The sequence below is a fragment of the Bacillus sp. EE-W1 genome, assembly GCF_009760835.1.
Taxonomy (GTDB): domain Bacteria; phylum Bacillota; class Bacilli; order Bacillales; family Bacillaceae_G; genus Bacillus_A; species Bacillus_A wiedmannii.
This window is the reverse complement of record NZ_WIPE01000056.1, coordinates 463,207-481,385: the sequence shown is the minus strand read 5'-3', so window position 1 is coordinate 481,385 and position 18,179 is coordinate 463,207. Positions and strand designations below refer to the sequence as shown.

The 18,179-nt window shown below is 34.7% G+C and carries 18 protein-coding genes; 8 read left to right on the top strand and 10 right to left on the bottom strand.

Annotated features, from left to right (window positions below; all coding sequences use genetic code 11):
* Nucleotides 1–1,128: a conserved virulence factor C family protein gene (locus GFJ36_RS10090; RefSeq protein ID WP_098230732.1), complete on the bottom strand. Its 1,128-nt coding sequence runs from the start codon at nucleotides 1,126–1,128 to the stop codon at nucleotides 1–3.
* Between the two features lie 204 nt (nucleotides 1,129–1,332).
* Between GFJ36_RS10090 and GFJ36_RS10085 the strand changes: the two genes are divergently transcribed.
* The gene (locus GFJ36_RS10085) at nucleotides 1,333–2,481 is read left to right on the top strand and encodes an FAD-dependent monooxygenase (RefSeq protein ID WP_257142693.1); all 1,149 of its coding nucleotides are present in this window, start codon (nucleotides 1,333–1,335) and stop codon (nucleotides 2,479–2,481) included.
* A gap of 122 nt (nucleotides 2,482–2,603) precedes the next feature.
* Nucleotides 2,604–3,194 (top strand): TetR/AcrR family transcriptional regulator, encoded by a 591-nt coding sequence (locus GFJ36_RS10080; RefSeq protein WP_087982614.1) that lies wholly within the window; start codon nucleotides 2,604–2,606, stop codon nucleotides 3,192–3,194.
* Between the two features lie 25 nt (nucleotides 3,195–3,219).
* Here GFJ36_RS10080 and GFJ36_RS10075 read toward each other — a convergent pair whose 3' ends face one another.
* The 5 genes from GFJ36_RS10075 to GFJ36_RS10055 all read right to left on the bottom strand — a co-directional run bounded on the left by GFJ36_RS10075 (nucleotide 3,220) and on the right by GFJ36_RS10055 (nucleotide 7,471).
* The gene (locus tag GFJ36_RS10075) at nucleotides 3,220–3,558 is read right to left on the bottom strand and encodes a single-stranded DNA-binding protein (protein WP_048540931.1); all 339 of its coding nucleotides are present in this window, start codon (nucleotides 3,556–3,558) and stop codon (nucleotides 3,220–3,222) included.
* Between the two features lie 158 nt (nucleotides 3,559–3,716).
* Nucleotides 3,717–3,971 (bottom strand): DUF4318 domain-containing protein, encoded by a 255-nt coding sequence (locus GFJ36_RS10070; protein ID WP_000975142.1) that lies wholly within the window; start codon nucleotides 3,969–3,971, stop codon nucleotides 3,717–3,719.
* A gap of 153 nt (nucleotides 3,972–4,124) precedes the next feature.
* Nucleotides 4,125–4,856 (bottom strand): Bax inhibitor-1/YccA family protein, encoded by a 732-nt coding sequence (locus GFJ36_RS10065; RefSeq protein WP_001260655.1) that lies wholly within the window; start codon nucleotides 4,854–4,856, stop codon nucleotides 4,125–4,127.
* Between the two features lie 75 nt (nucleotides 4,857–4,931).
* A complete protein-coding gene (locus tag GFJ36_RS10060; protein ID WP_087982620.1) occupies nucleotides 4,932–6,827 on the bottom strand; it encodes an ABC-F family ATP-binding cassette domain-containing protein in 1,896 nt (631 codons plus the stop codon).
* Nucleotides 6,824–7,471, bottom strand: coding sequence for an HD domain-containing protein (locus GFJ36_RS10055; RefSeq protein WP_097889485.1), 648 nt, complete (start codon nucleotides 7,469–7,471; stop codon nucleotides 6,824–6,826). Before GFJ36_RS10055 ends, GFJ36_RS10060 begins: the two co-directional genes overlap by 4 nt.
* Nucleotides 7,472–7,580: 109 nt before the next feature.
* On the opposite strand from GFJ36_RS10055, the gene GFJ36_RS10050 reads away from it, so the two are divergent.
* Nucleotides 7,581–8,363: a hypothetical protein gene (locus GFJ36_RS10050; RefSeq protein WP_157349540.1), complete on the top strand. Its 783-nt coding sequence runs from the start codon at nucleotides 7,581–7,583 to the stop codon at nucleotides 8,361–8,363.
* A gap of 112 nt (nucleotides 8,364–8,475) precedes the next feature.
* Here GFJ36_RS10050 and spoVS read toward each other — a convergent pair whose 3' ends face one another.
* Entirely contained in the window at nucleotides 8,476–8,748 is a 273-nt protein-coding gene (spoVS, locus tag GFJ36_RS10045; RefSeq protein WP_000427790.1) for a stage V sporulation protein SpoVS, read from the bottom strand.
* Nucleotides 8,749–9,222: 474 nt separating this feature from the next.
* Between spoVS and GFJ36_RS10040 the strand changes: the two genes are divergently transcribed.
* Entirely contained in the window at nucleotides 9,223–9,807 is a 585-nt protein-coding gene (locus GFJ36_RS10040) for a hypothetical protein (protein ID WP_002085940.1), read from the top strand.
* 185 nt (nucleotides 9,808–9,992) lie between these two features.
* Here GFJ36_RS10040 and GFJ36_RS10035 read toward each other — a convergent pair whose 3' ends face one another.
* The gene (locus tag GFJ36_RS10035; protein ID WP_157349539.1) at nucleotides 9,993–11,594 is read right to left on the bottom strand and encodes an esterase/lipase family protein; all 1,602 of its coding nucleotides are present in this window, start codon (nucleotides 11,592–11,594) and stop codon (nucleotides 9,993–9,995) included.
* A gap of 550 nt (nucleotides 11,595–12,144) precedes the next feature.
* Here GFJ36_RS10035 and GFJ36_RS10030 point away from each other — a divergent pair.
* On the top strand, nucleotides 12,145–12,984 hold the full coding sequence (locus GFJ36_RS10030; RefSeq protein WP_097889483.1) for an arylamine N-acetyltransferase family protein: 840 nt from the start codon (nucleotides 12,145–12,147) through the stop codon (nucleotides 12,982–12,984).
* Nucleotides 12,985–13,077: 93 nt separating this feature from the next.
* Here GFJ36_RS10030 and GFJ36_RS10025 read toward each other — a convergent pair whose 3' ends face one another.
* Together GFJ36_RS10025 and exsG are read right to left on the bottom strand one after the other, a co-directional pair.
* The gene (locus tag GFJ36_RS10025; RefSeq protein WP_000830261.1) at nucleotides 13,078–13,287 is read right to left on the bottom strand and encodes a hypothetical protein; all 210 of its coding nucleotides are present in this window, start codon (nucleotides 13,285–13,287) and stop codon (nucleotides 13,078–13,080) included.
* Nucleotides 13,288–13,503: 216 nt separating this feature from the next.
* Nucleotides 13,504–13,656: an exosporium protein ExsG gene (gene exsG, locus GFJ36_RS10020; protein ID WP_000395678.1), complete on the bottom strand. Its 153-nt coding sequence runs from the start codon at nucleotides 13,654–13,656 to the stop codon at nucleotides 13,504–13,506.
* Nucleotides 13,657–13,865: 209 nt separating this feature from the next.
* Between exsG and GFJ36_RS10015 the strand changes: the two genes are divergently transcribed.
* From GFJ36_RS10015 to nirB, 3 genes are all read left to right on the top strand, one after another.
* Nucleotides 13,866–14,642 (top strand): excalibur calcium-binding domain-containing protein, encoded by a 777-nt coding sequence (locus tag GFJ36_RS10015; protein ID WP_097889482.1) that lies wholly within the window; start codon nucleotides 13,866–13,868, stop codon nucleotides 14,640–14,642.
* Between the two features lie 201 nt (nucleotides 14,643–14,843).
* Nucleotides 14,844–15,551 carry an iron-sulfur cluster repair di-iron protein gene (ric, locus tag GFJ36_RS10010; RefSeq protein ID WP_097889481.1) on the top strand — a complete coding sequence of 236 codons (708 nt, stop codon included), beginning with the start codon at nucleotides 14,844–14,846 and terminating at the stop codon, nucleotides 15,549–15,551.
* Nucleotides 15,552–15,759: 208 nt separating this feature from the next.
* Nucleotides 15,760–18,165: an NADPH-nitrite reductase large subunit gene (nirB, locus tag GFJ36_RS10005; protein ID WP_098230730.1), complete on the top strand. Its 2,406-nt coding sequence runs from the start codon at nucleotides 15,760–15,762 to the stop codon at nucleotides 18,163–18,165.
* Nucleotides 18,166–18,179 lie beyond the last annotated feature (14 nt).

Below are 18,179 nucleotides of genomic sequence, written 5' to 3'. Positions count from 1 at the left end.
TTACTCCCCTTTACGAGACTCCGTCATTTGTTTCCATACAGAACCTTTTGCTTCTTCTCCACCTTCAATACGCTCTAATGCTAGACGCGCTTGCATCGCTACTTCAAACTCCGGATCATCTTGCGCTGCTTTTAATGCAGGAATCGCACTTTCATCTCCAAGTTCAAATAAGAACATAGCTGCACGCCAGCGTACTAATTTACTTGAATCTTTCAGAGATTTAATCATAACGAACATCGCTGCTGGATCACCTACGTCTGATAAGCAATCGCCTGCTGTACGGCGAACACTTACTGAACGATCTAATAACGCTTTATATAATAACGGCAATACCCCATCACCTTTTACCATACCTAAATACGCTGTTGCTAAACGGCGGATTGAAACTTTTTCATCATCTAACGCCATCTTCAACACTGGCATATCTTCTTCAGTAGGATCCATTTGCTCTAATGCTGCAAAACGATTTTTCCAGTCAGTATCTTTCATCATCTCTACTGTTACTTTATATGGCTCACGCTTTTGAATCGTTACTTCAACAGCACCTGCCTGGTTTAATAATTCTTTAACTGTTTCATTTACACGTTCTTCTGAATAAGCAGCGACAATCTCTTCTACTACTTCTTTCCCGATTTCTTCAAAATTACCGTAACGTGTACCTTGTTCTACCCATTTGCGCTCTTTCACAACGTTTGGTGCAGACATTTGAACTTTCATAATTGATTCTTTAAAACGATCTGGTAAACCAACACGTTCTTCCGATGTTCCATCTGTTAACTTTACTTGCATTGGAATTGTAAAGAACATTTGAACAAACACTTTCACTTCCCCAAAATGAGCAAGTTGTTGTTCTTCACTTTCTTCTACTACCTGTTCGCCGAAAACAGCACGAACTTGTTGTAATAAAACTTTCCAGTCAAACTTCGCATTTCGCTCCACTGCTAAAAAGTCGGCTACATGATATACACCTTTAATACCTTCAATTTTCAAAATTTCTTGCACTTGCATTGGTGCCTGTTCTTTATTTTCATTTGTATAATTATTACGCGCTCCTGATGGTAATACTTCATTCAAAATAACTTTCATTGTATTTGGACTTGGCGTCGGTTCAATTGCTTTAATCTTCACGTAAAAAACTCTCCTTTATTGCGTGTTCTTAGCTGTATTGTAACATGTTATCACTCTATACTCCTACTCGGATGCTTAATTTTGCTAATTCCTTTTCTACATTTCTTAGAAGTTTCATTCATTCTATTTTCACCTAATCGTTCGAAAACTAAAGTTAAAAGCATAATTGACAATACCAGAAAAAGGGATTAAAGTCACTCTAAGTTGGAGGGATATCAAATGAATAATGTCATAATTATTGGTGGCGGTATTGCTGGACTTTGCGCAGCAATTTCCTTACAAAAAATAGGATTAGATGTAAAAGTATATGACCAAAATACTGAACCTACTGTTGCTGGTGCAGGTATTATCATCGCCCCAAATGCGATGCAAGCACTTGAACCATACGGAATTTCTGAGAGAATAAAAAAAATTGGCAACGAAAGTGACGGCTTTAACCTTGTATCCGAAAAAGGAACTATTTTTAATAAATTGACCATTCCAGCATGTTATCCAAAAATGTACTCCATTCATAGAAAAAATTTACATCAATTACTACTTTCTGAACTAAAAGAAGATACTGTCGAATGGGGAAAAGAATGCGCAAAAATAGAACAAAATGAAGTAAACGCCTTAAAAATATTATTCCAAGATGGTAGTGAAGCACTTGGTAATATACTCATTGCTGCTGATGGTATTCATTCTGTCGTTCGAAAACAAGTAACACAAAGCGATAATTATCGTTATGCAGGATATACGTGTTGGCGCGGCGTAACTCCTACTAATAACCTTTCTTTAACAAACGATTTTATTGAAACTTGGGGAACTAACGGTAGATTTGGTATCGTCCCTCTTCCCAATAACGAAGTATACTGGTATGCGCTCATAAACGCTAAAGCTAGAGATCCAAAATACAAAGCTTACACAACAGCAGATCTATATAATCATTTCAAAACTTACCACAATCCCATCCCATCTATTTTAAATAATGCATCGGACGTTACTATGATTCATCGTGACATTGTAGACATTACACCAATGAAACAGTTTTTTGAAAAGCGCATCGTATTTATTGGGGATGCAGCTCATGCACTTACTCCTAATTTAGGTCAAGGAGCTTGTCAGGCAATTGAAGATGCGATTATTTTGGCTGAATGTATTAAGAATAATGCCCATTATCGTCAAGCATTCATAGAATACGAACAAAAAAGACGAGATAGAATTGAAAAAATCTCAAATACTGCTTGGAAAGTTGGAAAAATGGCGCAAATAGAAAGTACACCTTTAACTATAGTGAGAAACGAAGTAATGAAACGTATTCCGAAATGGATTTCTGAAAGGCAAGCACATGAACTATACAACTTTCAGTTATAACAAAAATGAGAAACAGCATTCTCTACCCTTCTTTCAATTACATTAAACTTAATCATGAAGTAAGATTTTATTTAAGATTATCTATTAAACAGATATAATTGTTTGTGTTAGGAGTAGATAAAATGCTTAGAGAAACGAGAAAAAAAGAATTAAAAGAACTTATATTCCTAAAAGCAGTACAACTCTTCCAAGAACGCGGGTACGAAAATGTAACGGTTCAAGATATTACTACTGCATGCGGGATTGCAAAAGGAACTTTCTTCAACTACTTTCCGAAAAAAGAAAACATATTATTATTTTTAGGTGATTCTCAAATTGAGCTATGGAATGAAAGTTTAAAAGCATATGAAAATGTGGAACATCCAAAAGAAAGAATCAAACTTGTTCTAGGAAACTTACTAGACCGTTTTACTGGACATGGTGATTTAATGCAGCATGCCGTCTTTGAGATTATTAAGTCTAACTACTTAGTAGAAAATGAAGTAAAAAGCATACAACAACTACAAGAATGTTTGTCTTCAATTATCGCAGAAGCAAAAGCGACAGGAAAATTAAACAGTAAATGGGATATACATATTATCACCTCTACAATTATGAGTACTTATTTTTATACATTAATGTCCCATTCACTATTACATGCTAATGAAATAAACGCGAAAAATATACTCAATCAACAATTAGATGTTGTTTGGGAGGGTATCAATCAAAAGTGATAGAGGGCTATACTACTAAGCCCTCTTATTGTGATGCCCCCTCCCGCCTTTTCTCCAAAAATGTAATGCTCTCAATCAGAACTTCCGTTATATATATTCTCTTTCCTTGATCATCTTCGTAATTCCTCGTATGAATACGTCCGGTAATTCCAACAAGTGACCCCTTCTTACAATATTCAGTTACATTCTCAGCCGATTTTCTCCAAACGACACAATTAATAAAATCTACTTGTTGCTCACCTAAACTATTTCGAAAACCTCTATTCACCGCAACACATACTCGTGCATAAGCGACACCTTGCTTTGTGTAGTATAATTCTGGTTCCTTTGTCAATCTACCGATTAATACAACTCGATTCATCATATGTTATACCACCTCACATATTTTTCTTCATTGTAAAGAAAAATGTATGAAGGGTAAAAAGCGTAAAATAATATATTTTAAAGTAAAAAATATTATTTTATATGCTGTAAAAGAAAAAAAGAAACCTTACATATATTAAACATGTAAGGTTTCAAAATTTATACTTCACTACAGGAAATGTAATATCCACCGCGAGCCATCTTTATCTCAACACGATACATTACATTTTCTAAGTAAAAAGTAATCGGTTTAACTTTACTCTCAAAATTCAATTGTTCCTGACATTCAACCGCATACCTTTCAATAGCGGAAATAATAACTTCTGATGATGGATACGTTAAAGCATCTTCTAGTTCTATGAAAAAACTTTTAGAAAATAGTTTTTTCATAATCCCTTTCTTCTCTTTCATCATATTCCATCCCCCTTCAATTTGAATTACCAACAACCATATTATACCATTACCGAAATTACCCTGCATTAACAGGCAGTATAAGCCTCACTGATTAAAATTTCACTCTATCTTTGAAAATAAAAAAATCCTGCATTTTTCATGCAGGATTTTTTATTAGTCATTTTTCGTAAAGTAAGAAACGAAACGAAGAATTTCCAAATATAACCAAACTAATGTAAGCATTAGTCCCATCGCAGTGTACCACTCCATATATTTCGGAGCTTGACTACGTACACCATTTTCGATTAAATCGAAATCTAGTAATAAGTTTAATGCAGCAACTACGATAACAACTGCACTAATAATAATACCAATCGTACCGCCTTGGTGAATGTACGGAACAGTTACACCAAACATGTTTAGTAGAAATACGACTAAATACATAACCATAATTCCAAGTGTTGCTGCCATCACGCCTGTACGGAATTTATCCGTTACCTTTACTACACGCGTTGCATATAACACTAACATTGCAAATAGAATTGAGATTGTTAGTAATACAGCATTTAAAACGATAGAATCGCCAAATTTCATTGTATAAACTGCTGAAATACTACCTAATACAACCCCTTCTACCGCCGCATAGATTGGTGCACCAAAAGGTGAAATACGCGGAAAGAACATAGACGCAAATGCGATGATTGCCGCAACGATTAAAGCACCAATTAATACCGGCATCTTCATCGTCCCCTGCATCATCTGTATGTATGAATAGACAGACGTTGCAAGTAGCAAGATAAGCATAATAAACGTTTTGCCTACTGTTCCGCCAATCGTCATCGCAGAAGCGCTTGCTCCCTCTTTACGGAATGCCTCTTTTTTCAACATTGGATTAGATGTTCTCATTTTTTCCCTCCTAAAATAGGTTCTACCAATAGTGTAAAGTTTTTCTCTTTACTTTTCAATATATGCAGCTTGTTTTTATTTTAATCCTTCAACGATGTCTGATAGTTCACTCCATCTTTCCATCGTTTTTTCTAGCTCTTCTTCTGTTTTCTGCTGTGCTTCAGATAATTCTTGTGCCTTTGTGAAGTCAGATCCAACTTTCGCAAGTTCTTCTCCAATTGACTCAATTTTCTCTTCTAGTTCGGCAATTGTATCTTCAATTGTTTCCCATTCACGCTGCTCTTTGTATGAAAGTTTACGTTTACGTTGTTGTTTCGGAGCTTCTTCTACTACTTTTTTCTCTTTTTGAACTTCCGCCTTCTCAATAAGTTCTTTCGTCTTTTCCATTTCTAAAAAGTCCGTATAACTACCTAGGAATTCACGCACTTCGCCTCCGCCACTAAAGATGAACAATTCATCTACTACTTTATCTAAGAAGTAACGGTCATGCGATACAGTTAAAACGACACCTGGGAAATCTTCTAAATAATCTTCCAGTACTGTTAATGTTTGTGTATCTAGATCATTCGTAGGTTCATCAAGTAATAGTACGTTTGGTTCTCCCATTAAAATACGTAATAAATATAAACGTCTTCTTTCACCACCAGATAGTTTACCAAGCGGTGTACCATGTGAGTGCGTCGGGAATAAGAAACGTTCTAGCATTTGAGATGCACCAATTACTTTTCCGTCTGTCGTATGAATAACTTCTGCAATCTCTTTAATGTATTCAATCATACGCTGATTTAAATTCATCTCTTCATTTTCTTGCGTATAATAAGCAACTTTTACAGTTTGTCCTACTTCAACTTCACCACTATCAGGAGCTAACTTGCCTGCAAGCATATTTAATAGAGAAGATTTTCCGCTTCCATTCGCTCCAATGATTCCGATACGATCTCCTGGTTTCACAATATGATTAAAGTTGTGTAATACCGTTTTATCACCGAATTTTTTCGTTACATCTTTTAACTCAAGTACTTTTTTGCCAAGGCGACTCCCGCTAAGCGCAATATCAACTGACTGTTTTGCAGCTGGTCCTTCTTGACCTTTTAACTCATCAAATCGTTGAATACGTGCTTTTTGCTTTGTCGAACGAGCTTTTGCACCGCGGCGGATCCATGCTAGTTCGCGGCGATATAAGTTTTGACGTTTTGATTCTTGCGCAATTTCTTGTTCTTCACGAAGTGCTTTCGCTTCTAAAAATGTACTATAGTTTCCTTCGTAACTATATAGTTTACCATTGTCTAATTCAAAAATGCGGTTTGTCACACGATCTAAGAAATAACGATCATGGGTTACAAGTAATACCGCACCAGTATATCTTGCTAAATATTCTTCCAACCATTCAACTGTCTCATGGTCAAGATGGTTCGTAGGCTCATCCAAAATTAATAAATCAGGTGTTTCAATAAAACATTGCGCCATTGCAATACGCTTTTTTTGTCCACCAGATAGGTTTCCAACAGTTGCTGTAAAATCAGTAATTCCTAATTTCGTTAATAACGATTTTGCATTCGCATTTGCTTCCCATGCACTCATCGCATCCATACGTTGCTGCACTGCAAATAATTGTTCCTGTACTTTTTCATTACTTGGATCTTTTTCGATATTTAATAACGATTGTTCATAATCACGAAGAAGACGAATTAAAGGTGTATCACCATGGAACACTTGTTCTAACACTGTTAGTTTTTCATCAAACTCTGGTTGCTGTGATAAATAACTAATTGTATAACCACGTGAATGCGTCATATCACCTGTATCAGGAGTTTCTAACCCTGCAATAATTTTTAATAATGTCGATTTACCAGTACCGTTTACACCAATGATTCCGACACGTTGTCCTTCTGTAATACTACATGATAATCCATCAAATAACGGTTTTTCTCCGTATGATTTCGATAAGTTTTCCACAGTTAACATTTTCATATTTGTGCATTCCACTCTTTCATAAATTGTTCAATAAACTGTTCCATATAACGATGACGAACTTCAGCCTCTTGTTTTGCTGCGTTCGTGTTCATTAAGTCTTTTAGTTTTAAAAGTTTTTCATAGAAATGATTTAAAGATGGATCGTTATTTTTTCTATATTCATCTTTCGTCATCACTTCACGCGGAGGAATAGTTGGATCATACATTAATCTCCCTTTCACTCCACCATACGCAAATGTGCGAGCTATTCCAATTGCTCCAAGAGCGTCTAAGCGATCCGCATCTTGAACAAGCTTCCCTTCAAGTGAATCCACTTTACCGCCATGACCACCTTTATAAGACATATTGGCGATGATATGAAGAACATGTTTACTTTCCTCTTCTTCAACATGTAACTCTTCTAACCAATCAGAAACTTTTTTCATTCCTGCTTCTTCACTTTCATTTAACTTCTCATCTGCCACATCGTGAAGTAATGCTGCCATTTCAATTATAAAACGATTTCCCCCTTCTTGCTCGGATAAAGAAATCGCCAGTTTATGTACGCGTTCAATATGATACCAATCATGCCCACTCGCATCTTTTTCTAAAATATGTTTTACAAAAGTAATTGTTTTTTGAATCTTTTCTTGTTTTGTCATTTTATCTTCACCCAGTTACTTATTGTAACACGCCCGCATTTTTTCATCACATATTTTCTTGTCCGCCCATACACTGAGTGGTAAGCATCATCATGGAGGAGGAATAAATATGTTCTATAATAATCAACCGCCTTATCCACAACAACCATTTTACCCTCAGCAACAGGACCAAAGATACACAGAACAATATGAAGAACAAGAGCAACAATATGAACAAAATCCATACGAAACACCGCAAAACCAAGAAGCTAATTATCAACAAAGCTCATACGACACACGTCCTAATTATGAATATCCTCAAAACCCATATGCAGCACCGCAAAATCAAGAACAACAATATCAGCAAAATCCATATGCAACAACGCAAAATCAAGAAACTGAATATCAACAAAATCCATACGACTCACGTCCAAATTATGAATACCCTCAAAATCCATATGTAGCACCACAAAATCAAGAGCAACAATTTCAACCAAATCCATACGAAACTCAGCCGCAACAACCACAATACCAACAACAAATGTACCAACCAAACTACAACGCGCGTGTCTCACCGCCTAAACCACCAACAATTGATCCAACACAACCACAAATTTTACCACCAGGACCAACACTCGATATTACACAACCGCAAATCTTACCGCCTGGACCAATTACAGAACCAACACAACAAATTCAACAAGTTGTCGGTACACAGTTTTTACCTTTAAAGAAACCTGTACTAGATTTCGTAAAACCTTGGGTAGATTACGGTTTAAATGAAGCAAAACATACATCACACAAACACGCTTTAACAGAAGTTGCTGCGATTATGTTTTTAGTTGGGAAAGGGTTCAACCCGACGATTGCACATTATATTGTGGAATCTTGGGAGAAGAATGAGCAGTTTTAGAGGTTTTTATTCTCACAAAACTATAAAAGTGTCACAAATGCCTATTTCATAAGCATTTGTGACACTTTTTGTTTGTTATGTTAAATGTCATTTCAATACTGAATTACTGCAGTTACCTTTTCCTTCTAGGACCTACAATTAATTTAATCGCCGTTCTTTCTTGATCATTAATAGTAACCTCTTGAAATGCTGGAACAAAGGCCAAATCAATACCACTTGGAGCAACAAATCCTCTTGCGATCGCAATTGCTTTAATCGCTTGATTTATAGAACCTGCCCCAATCGCTTGAATTTCCACATTGCCACTTGTTCTTAGTACACCAGCTATTGCACCTGCTACTGAATTTGGTTTTGATTTTGAAGATACCTTTAATATATTTTCCATGTAAGTTGCTCCCTCTATTATTTAATCGCTCTTTTGTTACGGTTTAAAATATTTCAACGTATCTTTTATTACTATTCACACCAAAAGCAAACAATGCTACATATGTACATTCATTCGATACTTTTCGTCTTCTTCCTGCCCCACTACGTAAATAAAAGATAATAACCATAAACTCTAATATGCAAACACCACAAAATAGACATTCACTTAAACGATCACATCATTACAACTGAAGATAATGGTTTTACTTTCACATGTAAAATATGCGTGCCCGCTTTACTTCAATCTTTCAAGATATTCCACTGATATTTCCACCAAAACATCAACCTTTTCTTCTTCAAAATCGTTACAACTACTATTCTATTACTACATTTCATCGTATTAGCACTTTATACTCCAAATCTATCACCTTTTATATAAGACAAGCATAAAATACTATGAGTATACACTTCATTCATAATAGGAGGTAATATATTGGGTTCATACTATCATTCTTCAAATTCAAATAAAAAATGTTCATGTAACTCTTCTTCCAGTTCATATAAAAAATGTTCATGCAACTCCTCTTCTAGTTCCTATAAAAAATGTTCATGCGACCATTCACATAAAAAAAGCTGTCCAGCATACGGCACTTTTTGGCAAACTGAGTTTATAACTGTTCCTTTTGGAGATCCTTTTCCATTTAATCACGTTGGCCCTATAGCAGGAGGAGTTTCCTTACTAAATCCTACTACTATACAATTTAGTCAAGCTGGTGATTATAGAGTTTCTTTCATTTCAACGATTAACACTACTTCAAATCCTGTATTTCCACATATTCCAGTCATGACTATATTTTTAAATAATAATCCACTCGCTAATAGTCAAGGTGATTTCGCTTTCCAAATGAATACTTCATCAAATAACGAATGTCTTCAACTAGCAGGCGAAACGATTGTTACAGTGACAGCTAATTCCACTCTTCAACTGAAAAATAATAGTGGTTTTAATCGTCAAAGTATTGCAACTTGTGATAATGGTATTAATTCAGTTGAATTAACAGTTATAAAACTAAGTTAATAATCCTCTTCACATTCAGATGCTATTTCAGCATCTTTTTTTATTGAATAATGCTCTTTTGATTCCTATAATCAAACATAAATTCCATTGTACGTTTCTGTTAATCTAATAAACATGAAAAAAGTACCGAACTCTTCTACTACAAAAGTTCGGTACTTTTTATATTAAAAACTTCTCATTCTTTCTTACTTCTCCACATAAACCGACTTAACAATTGTACGATTATACGATTGTCCTTCTTTATTCGTCCCTTTTATATCCATCGTAACGTTATATACTCCTGGTTGCTTTATGTCCTTCAAAGCACCAGTAAACGTATTGTTATTACCCTTTTGTAATTCATTGTATTCAGAGACTAGTTTCCCTTCTTTATTAACTACTCTTACTGTTATAGAAAGATCCCCTTTCATTTCCGGTGCCACAGGTGATTTTTTCAGTTTATACTCAGATTTATTCACTTTAACTTTTGTAGGCATTTGGAGAACAAATGGTGCACCACTCTTGTGATCGCTTACAATTAAAAATGCATCTTTCGACTGCTTCGCCATCATTTTAACTTTCCATTCTCCTACATCCATTTTATCAAATTTAAATGTTCTAATAGTCGCACCACCAAAGAAAGATTCACCTTCACCAGTAGTTATAACGCTATCTTTATTTGTATACATTTTTCCTTTTGGAGATATCATTTGTACTTCTACATCTGAAGACGCTGTTAAGATAGAAACTATTCCTTCAGCTTTTTTATCAACCGTAACGGTTTGCTCTATCCACTGATTTTGTGGCAATTCTCCTCCTAAAATGTTTTGATTTGAAGTTGTATTTAGTTGTTCTATATTTTCATCTGAACTAGTGCTGGATGCTACTAAAGCTGGTACAGTTACATTTGATGTACGTAAATATGGTTCAATTCGAGAGAAAACAGCAGATCCTTTTCTTATATTATCATGATCAAATCTGGAATCTGTAAATAAATGCGTTCCATACGGTAACTTAGCACTCCACTCATTTACTAGTCCATCATTTGAACCGTATGATGACAAATAGAACCCGCCCATAGATAACGCAGAAAATACTGGTCCCCAACTAGTACCAGTAACCGTATAGTAACGATTTAATTTAGCTGCTGGATTATTATCAATCGTTGAACGAAATTTCGCCATTTCCCCCATTTGCAATGAATACGTACCATCATCTTTTTGACCTAATATAGAAGCAAGCCATCCTGCCCACCAACTATATGATAAATCCGCCAAGTTTGATCCATGATGTGGCGTCGCAAGCGTTATAACATTTCCAACAAATCGATTTGCACCATATCCTACTAATGCAGCCTGTGTATCGATACCGCCTTTACTATGTGCTACAATATTAACTTTTTTACCGAAGTGATTATATATTTCTTCTAACTTTTGTGCTAACAATTTTCCGTTGTCCCACTGACTAGCTGACCCTTTCCCAGCAGCATCATATAATTGTATAAATACTGTTTGATAGCCTGCTTTCAAAGCATAGTCATACATATCATTTATATCGTGATACACTGTCTTTCCATACCAACTATCAGCATTCCCATTCCTTCCTTGTACAAAAAGAATTGGAGGCTTATTCTCATCATAATTAGCAGGTTTTTGACCTAAAAACCATTCTCCAGGTGTAAATACTTCTGTATCAGGAAATCCCTTTCCAAGCTCTTTTACAACTTCTGCCCGTACATTCGTGCTAATCATTGGAGCCATAATTAAAAATACAATCAGTAAGGCAACACATCTTCTCATCAATCGCATGTTACTCCCCCCACTTTTTTTGAAAGAAGGTGCTCTTTGTAATATTTTTTTATCTTCTCTCTTAATACTAGATAATCTTTTTACTTAAACAAAATCTTGTCCCTATTTGCAAGAGATTACTAGTACACCTTCTTTCTTAACTCACGTTATTCTCTTTGTTTCTATCTCTTCCTTTTGAGAGAACACTATAAAAAAGTTTCTCAATAATTGTTAACCGTACTAAATCCAAATATCTCTAAATCATTATTGTCTATATAAAGTATACAAATCTTGAAAAAACTTTAGGAAAAAAACACTTTATTACCACCTAGTTATAAAAAAGATTAATGAAGATATGTACTTTTATTTAATTTTATACAAAACAAACGAATAGAGGCTTATACTGTAAGACTTTCCTACCATTAAACTTTAAACTGAAATTTCCGAATAAAAAATAATATTTCGAGAAACATATATTATGATAATTTTCGCAGACTTGAATTAAACTTTTATAAGTACTAACCTATCGGTGAGCAGAAGAAAATTCTGTAAAAAGAAAGGAGAATGCTTTATGATGACCAATTTACAAAAGGAGTTTTTTAAACGACTAAAAATTCCTGCAAAAGAAATAACATTTAATGATTTAGATGAAATTCTCTTGAAAATGGGCTTGATTCTCCCCTATGAAAATCTCGATATTATGGCTGGTACTATTAAAAACATCTCAAAAAATAACTTAGTAGAAAAGTTACTTATTCAAAAACGAGGCGGTCTTTGTTATGAATTAAACTCCTTATTGTATTACTTTTTAATGGATTGTGGGTTTCAAGTATATAAAGTAGCTGGTACTGTTTATGATCTTTACGATAATAAATGGAAACCCGATGATGGTCATGTCATTATCATATTAAATCATAATTTTAAAGATTATGTTATAGACGCAGGTTTTGCATCTCATCTACCTCTACATCCCGTCCCTTTTAACGGAGAAGTGATTTCTTCTCAAACGGGAGAATATCAAATTCGCAAACAAACTACCCGAAAAGGTACACACATTTTAGAAATGAGAAAAGGAGCTAACGGGGAATCTACAAATTTCTTGCAATCTGAACCTTCACACGAATGGAAAATAGGCTATGCTTTCACTTTACATCCAATAGATGAGAAAAAAGTGAATAACATTCAAAAAGTGATTGTAGAGCATAAAGAATCGCCTTTTAATAAAGGGGCTATTACTTGTAAATTAACTGATTATGGTCACGTATCATTAACAAATAAAAATTATACAGAAACCTTTAAAGGCACAAAAAATAAACGACCAATAGAATCAAAAGATTATGCTCGCATTCTTCGTGAATCTTTTGGAATAACACAAGAAAAATATGTAGGAAAAACACTAGAAAGAGGATAGTTGACTAGAAGTATTTCATAATAAAGCAGATTCCATATTTAGAATCTGCTTTATTTTATATTTTGTTATAAAGAATTTTTTTGCTGGTATCCTTTAATTTTCAATGATATACTCATCATCATATTTATCATATTGGAGGCCTGATCCTATTTTTGATTCCGTAACTTGATCTCTTAAAAACGGTGCAGCTTCCATTTTGCTAGTTGCAATTTCAATTCCATATTTTTTCGTTAAATGGGCTAATTCTATTAAAAACCACTCTCTTCGCAATGTAACTGGAATATCCAATGTTCTTCTTTTCATGTATAATAGCACCTCTTTAATTTCATAACTTAATGAACATCACTACATGCACGTGTGAAAACTACCTTTCATCACTAACATCCAATGAAACATTATAGTATATGCATGTCCATTTTAAACGTGCTATTACAAAACAATATTTTAGTTTACATAATCATATTATGTAAGAGTAGAAGAGAAAGGTATATCCCTTCCCTTCTACTCTAGAAACTTAAATTAAGAACATCTTGGTACACCTAAAGCTAAGAATAAACCTGCTACTCCCGCAGTAATCGGTACTTTTAACGTAATAACATCGTCTACTTTCGTTACTAAAAAGAAAGCATTACCTTCTTGTAATATACAAGTTACCAATAATTGGAATTCCATTTAACCCCCCCTCCTTTCGATCGTTATATTATAATTTATGAATTCTCTTTAAAAATGTAATAGGAGATATATCCATTTTTCCTTATATTTGAAATAAATGTTTATAAGTCTATTAAAAATACTAATTTTCTAAATTTATATAAATCGTGTAATATCCAATAAGTTCTTATATAATCAATAGTGAAAATCTTACAAATGGAGGTATAAAAATGGCGATTTTGAGTAATATTGGTGCAGCTTTATTTTTTATTGCTTTTATTCTTTTAATACTATGTATCATTTCATTCTTTAAGAAAAATGGAAAAACAAAACAATATGGTCGTCCTACTGTTATTCTTTTTATGATTTCAATTCTCTTAACAGGAATGGGCACTACAAAATCTGAACACCCAGTCATCGATTTTTTTGCTACTTTAAGTTTAATTTTATTTATTTTTTTCCTTGTTCTAGCAATCTTATCCGTAATTAAAAAGACAGGTGTAGCAAAAAAACAATTTATAATCACTGCTATTTTATTTGTCATTTTTGGTGCGTTATCAAGTATTTCAAACCCTTCTTCTGAAAAGACGGCAGCTACTAGTAAAAAAGTTGCATCTAACAATGCAGAACAAAAAGATAGCGACAAAAAAGATGAAGCAGCAAAGAAAGAAGCAGATAAAAAAACTCAAAAGCAAGAAGATGAGAAGCGTCAAGCGGAAGAACAAGCTCGTAAGCAAGAGGATGAAAAACGCCAAGCCGAAGAGCAAGCTCGCAAGCAACAAGAAGAGCAAAAACGCATAGCTGATGAGCAAGCTCGTAAACAACAAGAGGAACAGAAAAAAGCACAGCAAGCTCAAACACAACCTGCTGCAAGTAACAATAGTAATGTAACTTACGCAAATTGTGCCGCAGTTAGAAGTGCTGGGAAAGCTCCTTTATATAGAGACCAACCAGGTTATAGCTCTAAACTTGATCGTGATGGTGATGGAGTTGCATGTGAAAAATAGTATAAAAAAAGAAGCTTCTAGTAAGCTTCTTTTTTTATCAAATAGTATTGCGACTAATTACCTCCTCTCTCTCTTCCATTTATAACACTCCTATTATTCTCAAAACAGACACATAATAAGTGATTTCAATCACCACATTGTTTTTCATTCATCGCTATTCTTAATTTAGATATTACATTTAAACTTTATGGAGGCATTCATATGGAACATACATTTACTGAAACTTCAATTGTTGGTGAGATTGTTACGCAATTTCCGAAAGCTAGTGATCTTTTTAAATCGTATAGAATAGATTTTTGTTGTGGTGGTAATAAGCCGCTTATTGATGCAATTCATGAAAGAAATTTACCGGCTTCTGAAGTAATTACAAAGTTAAATACACTTTATCATAATACGAAACGATTAAATGAATCTGAAATTGATTGGAAAAATGCTTCTTATCGTGAATTGATTGATTATGTAATTAATAAGCATCATCGTTATTTAAATGAAGAATTACCGCAGTTAAGTCCATATGTGACGAAAGTATTACGTGTTCATGGAGTAAATCAGCCTCATTTAGCTCAAATTCATAAGCTATTTCATGAACTTAAAATGGAATTAGAACAGCATTTAATTAAAGAAGAAACGGAAGATTTTCCCTTAATTTTAGAATTTGAACAAAATCCAACTGATGAAAACTATGAAAAGTTAAGCAAGGTAGTAGATGAGTTGGAAAATGAACATAGCCACGCCGGAAATATTATAAAAGAACTTCGTAAAGTGACAAATGACTTTACTCCTCCAGAAGGAGCTTGCGGCACTTATCGACTTGTTTATCAACGCCTTGAAGCGCTAGAGTCTGATTTATTTGAGCATATTCATTTAGAAAATAATATTTTATTTCCGCGTGCCATTACAAGAGCATAAATCAAGTGCAGGACATGAGTGTAAATACTTATGTCCTGCTTTTTCATTTTGCGAAAAATATCCACGCCCCCCTCAAACAAATCCGAATTTTAACAATTTGTGAATCATTATATAAGTGTGATAAATATCACATCTCCCCCTTTTTTAATTTTCTATAATAAAAATATAATCCTTTGTTCAATATTTCACATAAAAAGGGGAAACAAAAATGAAAAAACGTTTAGTTATGATCGGAAATGGTATGGCTGGCATACGCTGTATGGAAGAAATATTAAAACATGATAGTGATTCCTATGAGATTACTATTTTTGGAGATGAACCGCATCCAAACTACAACCGTATTATGCTCTCTCATGTTTTACAAGGCAAAACAAATATGCAAGATATCATTATGAATGAATATAGTTGGTACGATGAAAACGAAATAACTTTGTATACAAACGAAAGAGTTCAAAGTATTAACCGAGAAGAAAAAATTATTATTACAGAAAAGAATCGTACTCTTACATATGACAAGCTCATTATTGCAACAGGTTCTAGTGCTTTTATTTTACCTGTTGAAGGTTCCACACTTCCCGGTGTAACAGGATTTCGAACTATTGAAGATACACAATTTATGATAGATACCACTAAAGAAAAGAAAAAGGCCGTTGTCATTGGTGGCGGGTTACTCGGTTTAGAAGCCGCAAGAGGTCTAATTGACTTAGGAATGGACGTACATGTTGTTCATTTAATGCCTAACTTAATGGAGCAACAACTAGATACGAAAGCAGCTTCTCTTCTGCGTGAAGATTTAGAAGCACAAGGCATGAAGTTTTTAATGGAAAAGAAAACTGTAAAAATTCTTGGTACAGACTATGTTGAGGGCATTCAATTTGAAGATGGTGAAGTTGTAGATTGTGATTTAATCGTAATGGCTGTCGGAATACGACCAAATACGAAAATAGCAAGAGATGCTGGTCTCATTGTCAATCGCGGCATTGTAGTCAATGACTATATGCTAACAAATGATGAATCCATTTATGCAGTTGGCGAATGTGCAGAGCATGACGGTATCGCTTATGGACTTGTTGCTCCTCTTTATGAACAAGGGGCAATATTAGCGAAACATATAACAAATTTACAAACGAATGGATATACGGGCAGTATCGTCGGTACACAATTAAAAGTTGCTGGTTGTGATTTATTCTCTGCTGGTCAAATATATGAAGATGATCAGACGAAAGCAATATCGATCTTTGATGAATGTAAACGTTCCTATAAAAAAGTATTAATTCGCGACAATAAAGTCGTTGGTATCGTTTTATATGGTGACACAGCTGATGGTACACGCCTCTTTAGCATGTTAAAGAAAGAAAAAGATATACAAGAATATACACCAGCTTCCATTCTTCACAAAGCTGGTGAAGAAAGTGAACTTGACATTGCTACAATGAGTGCGGATAACACGATTTGTGGATGTAATGGTGTTACGAAAGGTACAATCGTTCATGCCATTTTAGAACAAGAGTTAACTACTTTTGAAGAAGTAAAAGGCTGCACGAAAGCAGCAGGATCTTGTGGTAAATGTCGTCCGCTTGTGGAACAAGTTTTATCTCATACACTCGGAGATGCTTTTGATGCTTCTGCGCAGTCTGCTGGTATGTGCGGATGTACAACTTTATCACGTGATGAAGTCGTAGCAGCCATTCACGAGAAAGGTTTAAAATCTCCAAAAGAAGTACGAAATGTTCTTGGTTTTGTACATGAAGATGGCTGTTCGAAATGTCGTCCTGCTTTGAACTACTATTTACGTATGGCGATTCCAGAAGAATATGAAGATGATAAAGCGTCCCGCTTCGTTAATGAAAGAATGAACGGTAACATTCAGCACGATGGTACATTCTCTGTTATTCCACGTATGTACGGAGGCGTTACAACAGCAGATGATTTAATGAAAATTGCTGAAGTTGCGAAAAAATATGATGTTCCTCTTGTGAAAATTACAGGTGCGAGCCGAATTGGCTTATACGGTGTTAAGAAACAAGATTTACCTAACGTATGGGCTGACTTACATATGACTTCGGGGTATGCGTATTCAAAATCGCTTCGTAATGTAAAATCATGTGTTGGTTCTCGCTTCTGCCGTTTCGGTACGAAAGATTCATTAGGACTTGGTATGCTCCTTGAACAATCATTAGAAATGGTAGATACACCCCATAAAATGAAGATGGGTGTAACGGGTTGTCCGCGTAACTGTGCGGAAGTACTGACGAAAGATTTTGGAGTTGTTTGTGTCGAAAATGGATACCAACTTTATATTGGCGGAAATGGTGGTACAGAAGTACGCGAAGCTGATTTTGTAATGATTGTCTCTACTGAAGATGATGTCCTTCGCATCGCTACAGCTTACATGCAATATTATCGTGAAACTGGTATTTACGGAGAGCGTACTGCCTACTGGACAGAACGATTAGGCTTCGATCACATAAAAGAAATACTGCAAGATGTAAATATGGTCACTAAGTTAAATGAACGTTTCCAAACAGCTCGTGGCACATATAAAGAAGCTTGGGGACAAGCACTGGAAACGAAATCATTAAAAGCGATGTATGAAGTAGAAACTGTGAAATAAGGAGCTGTGATCTA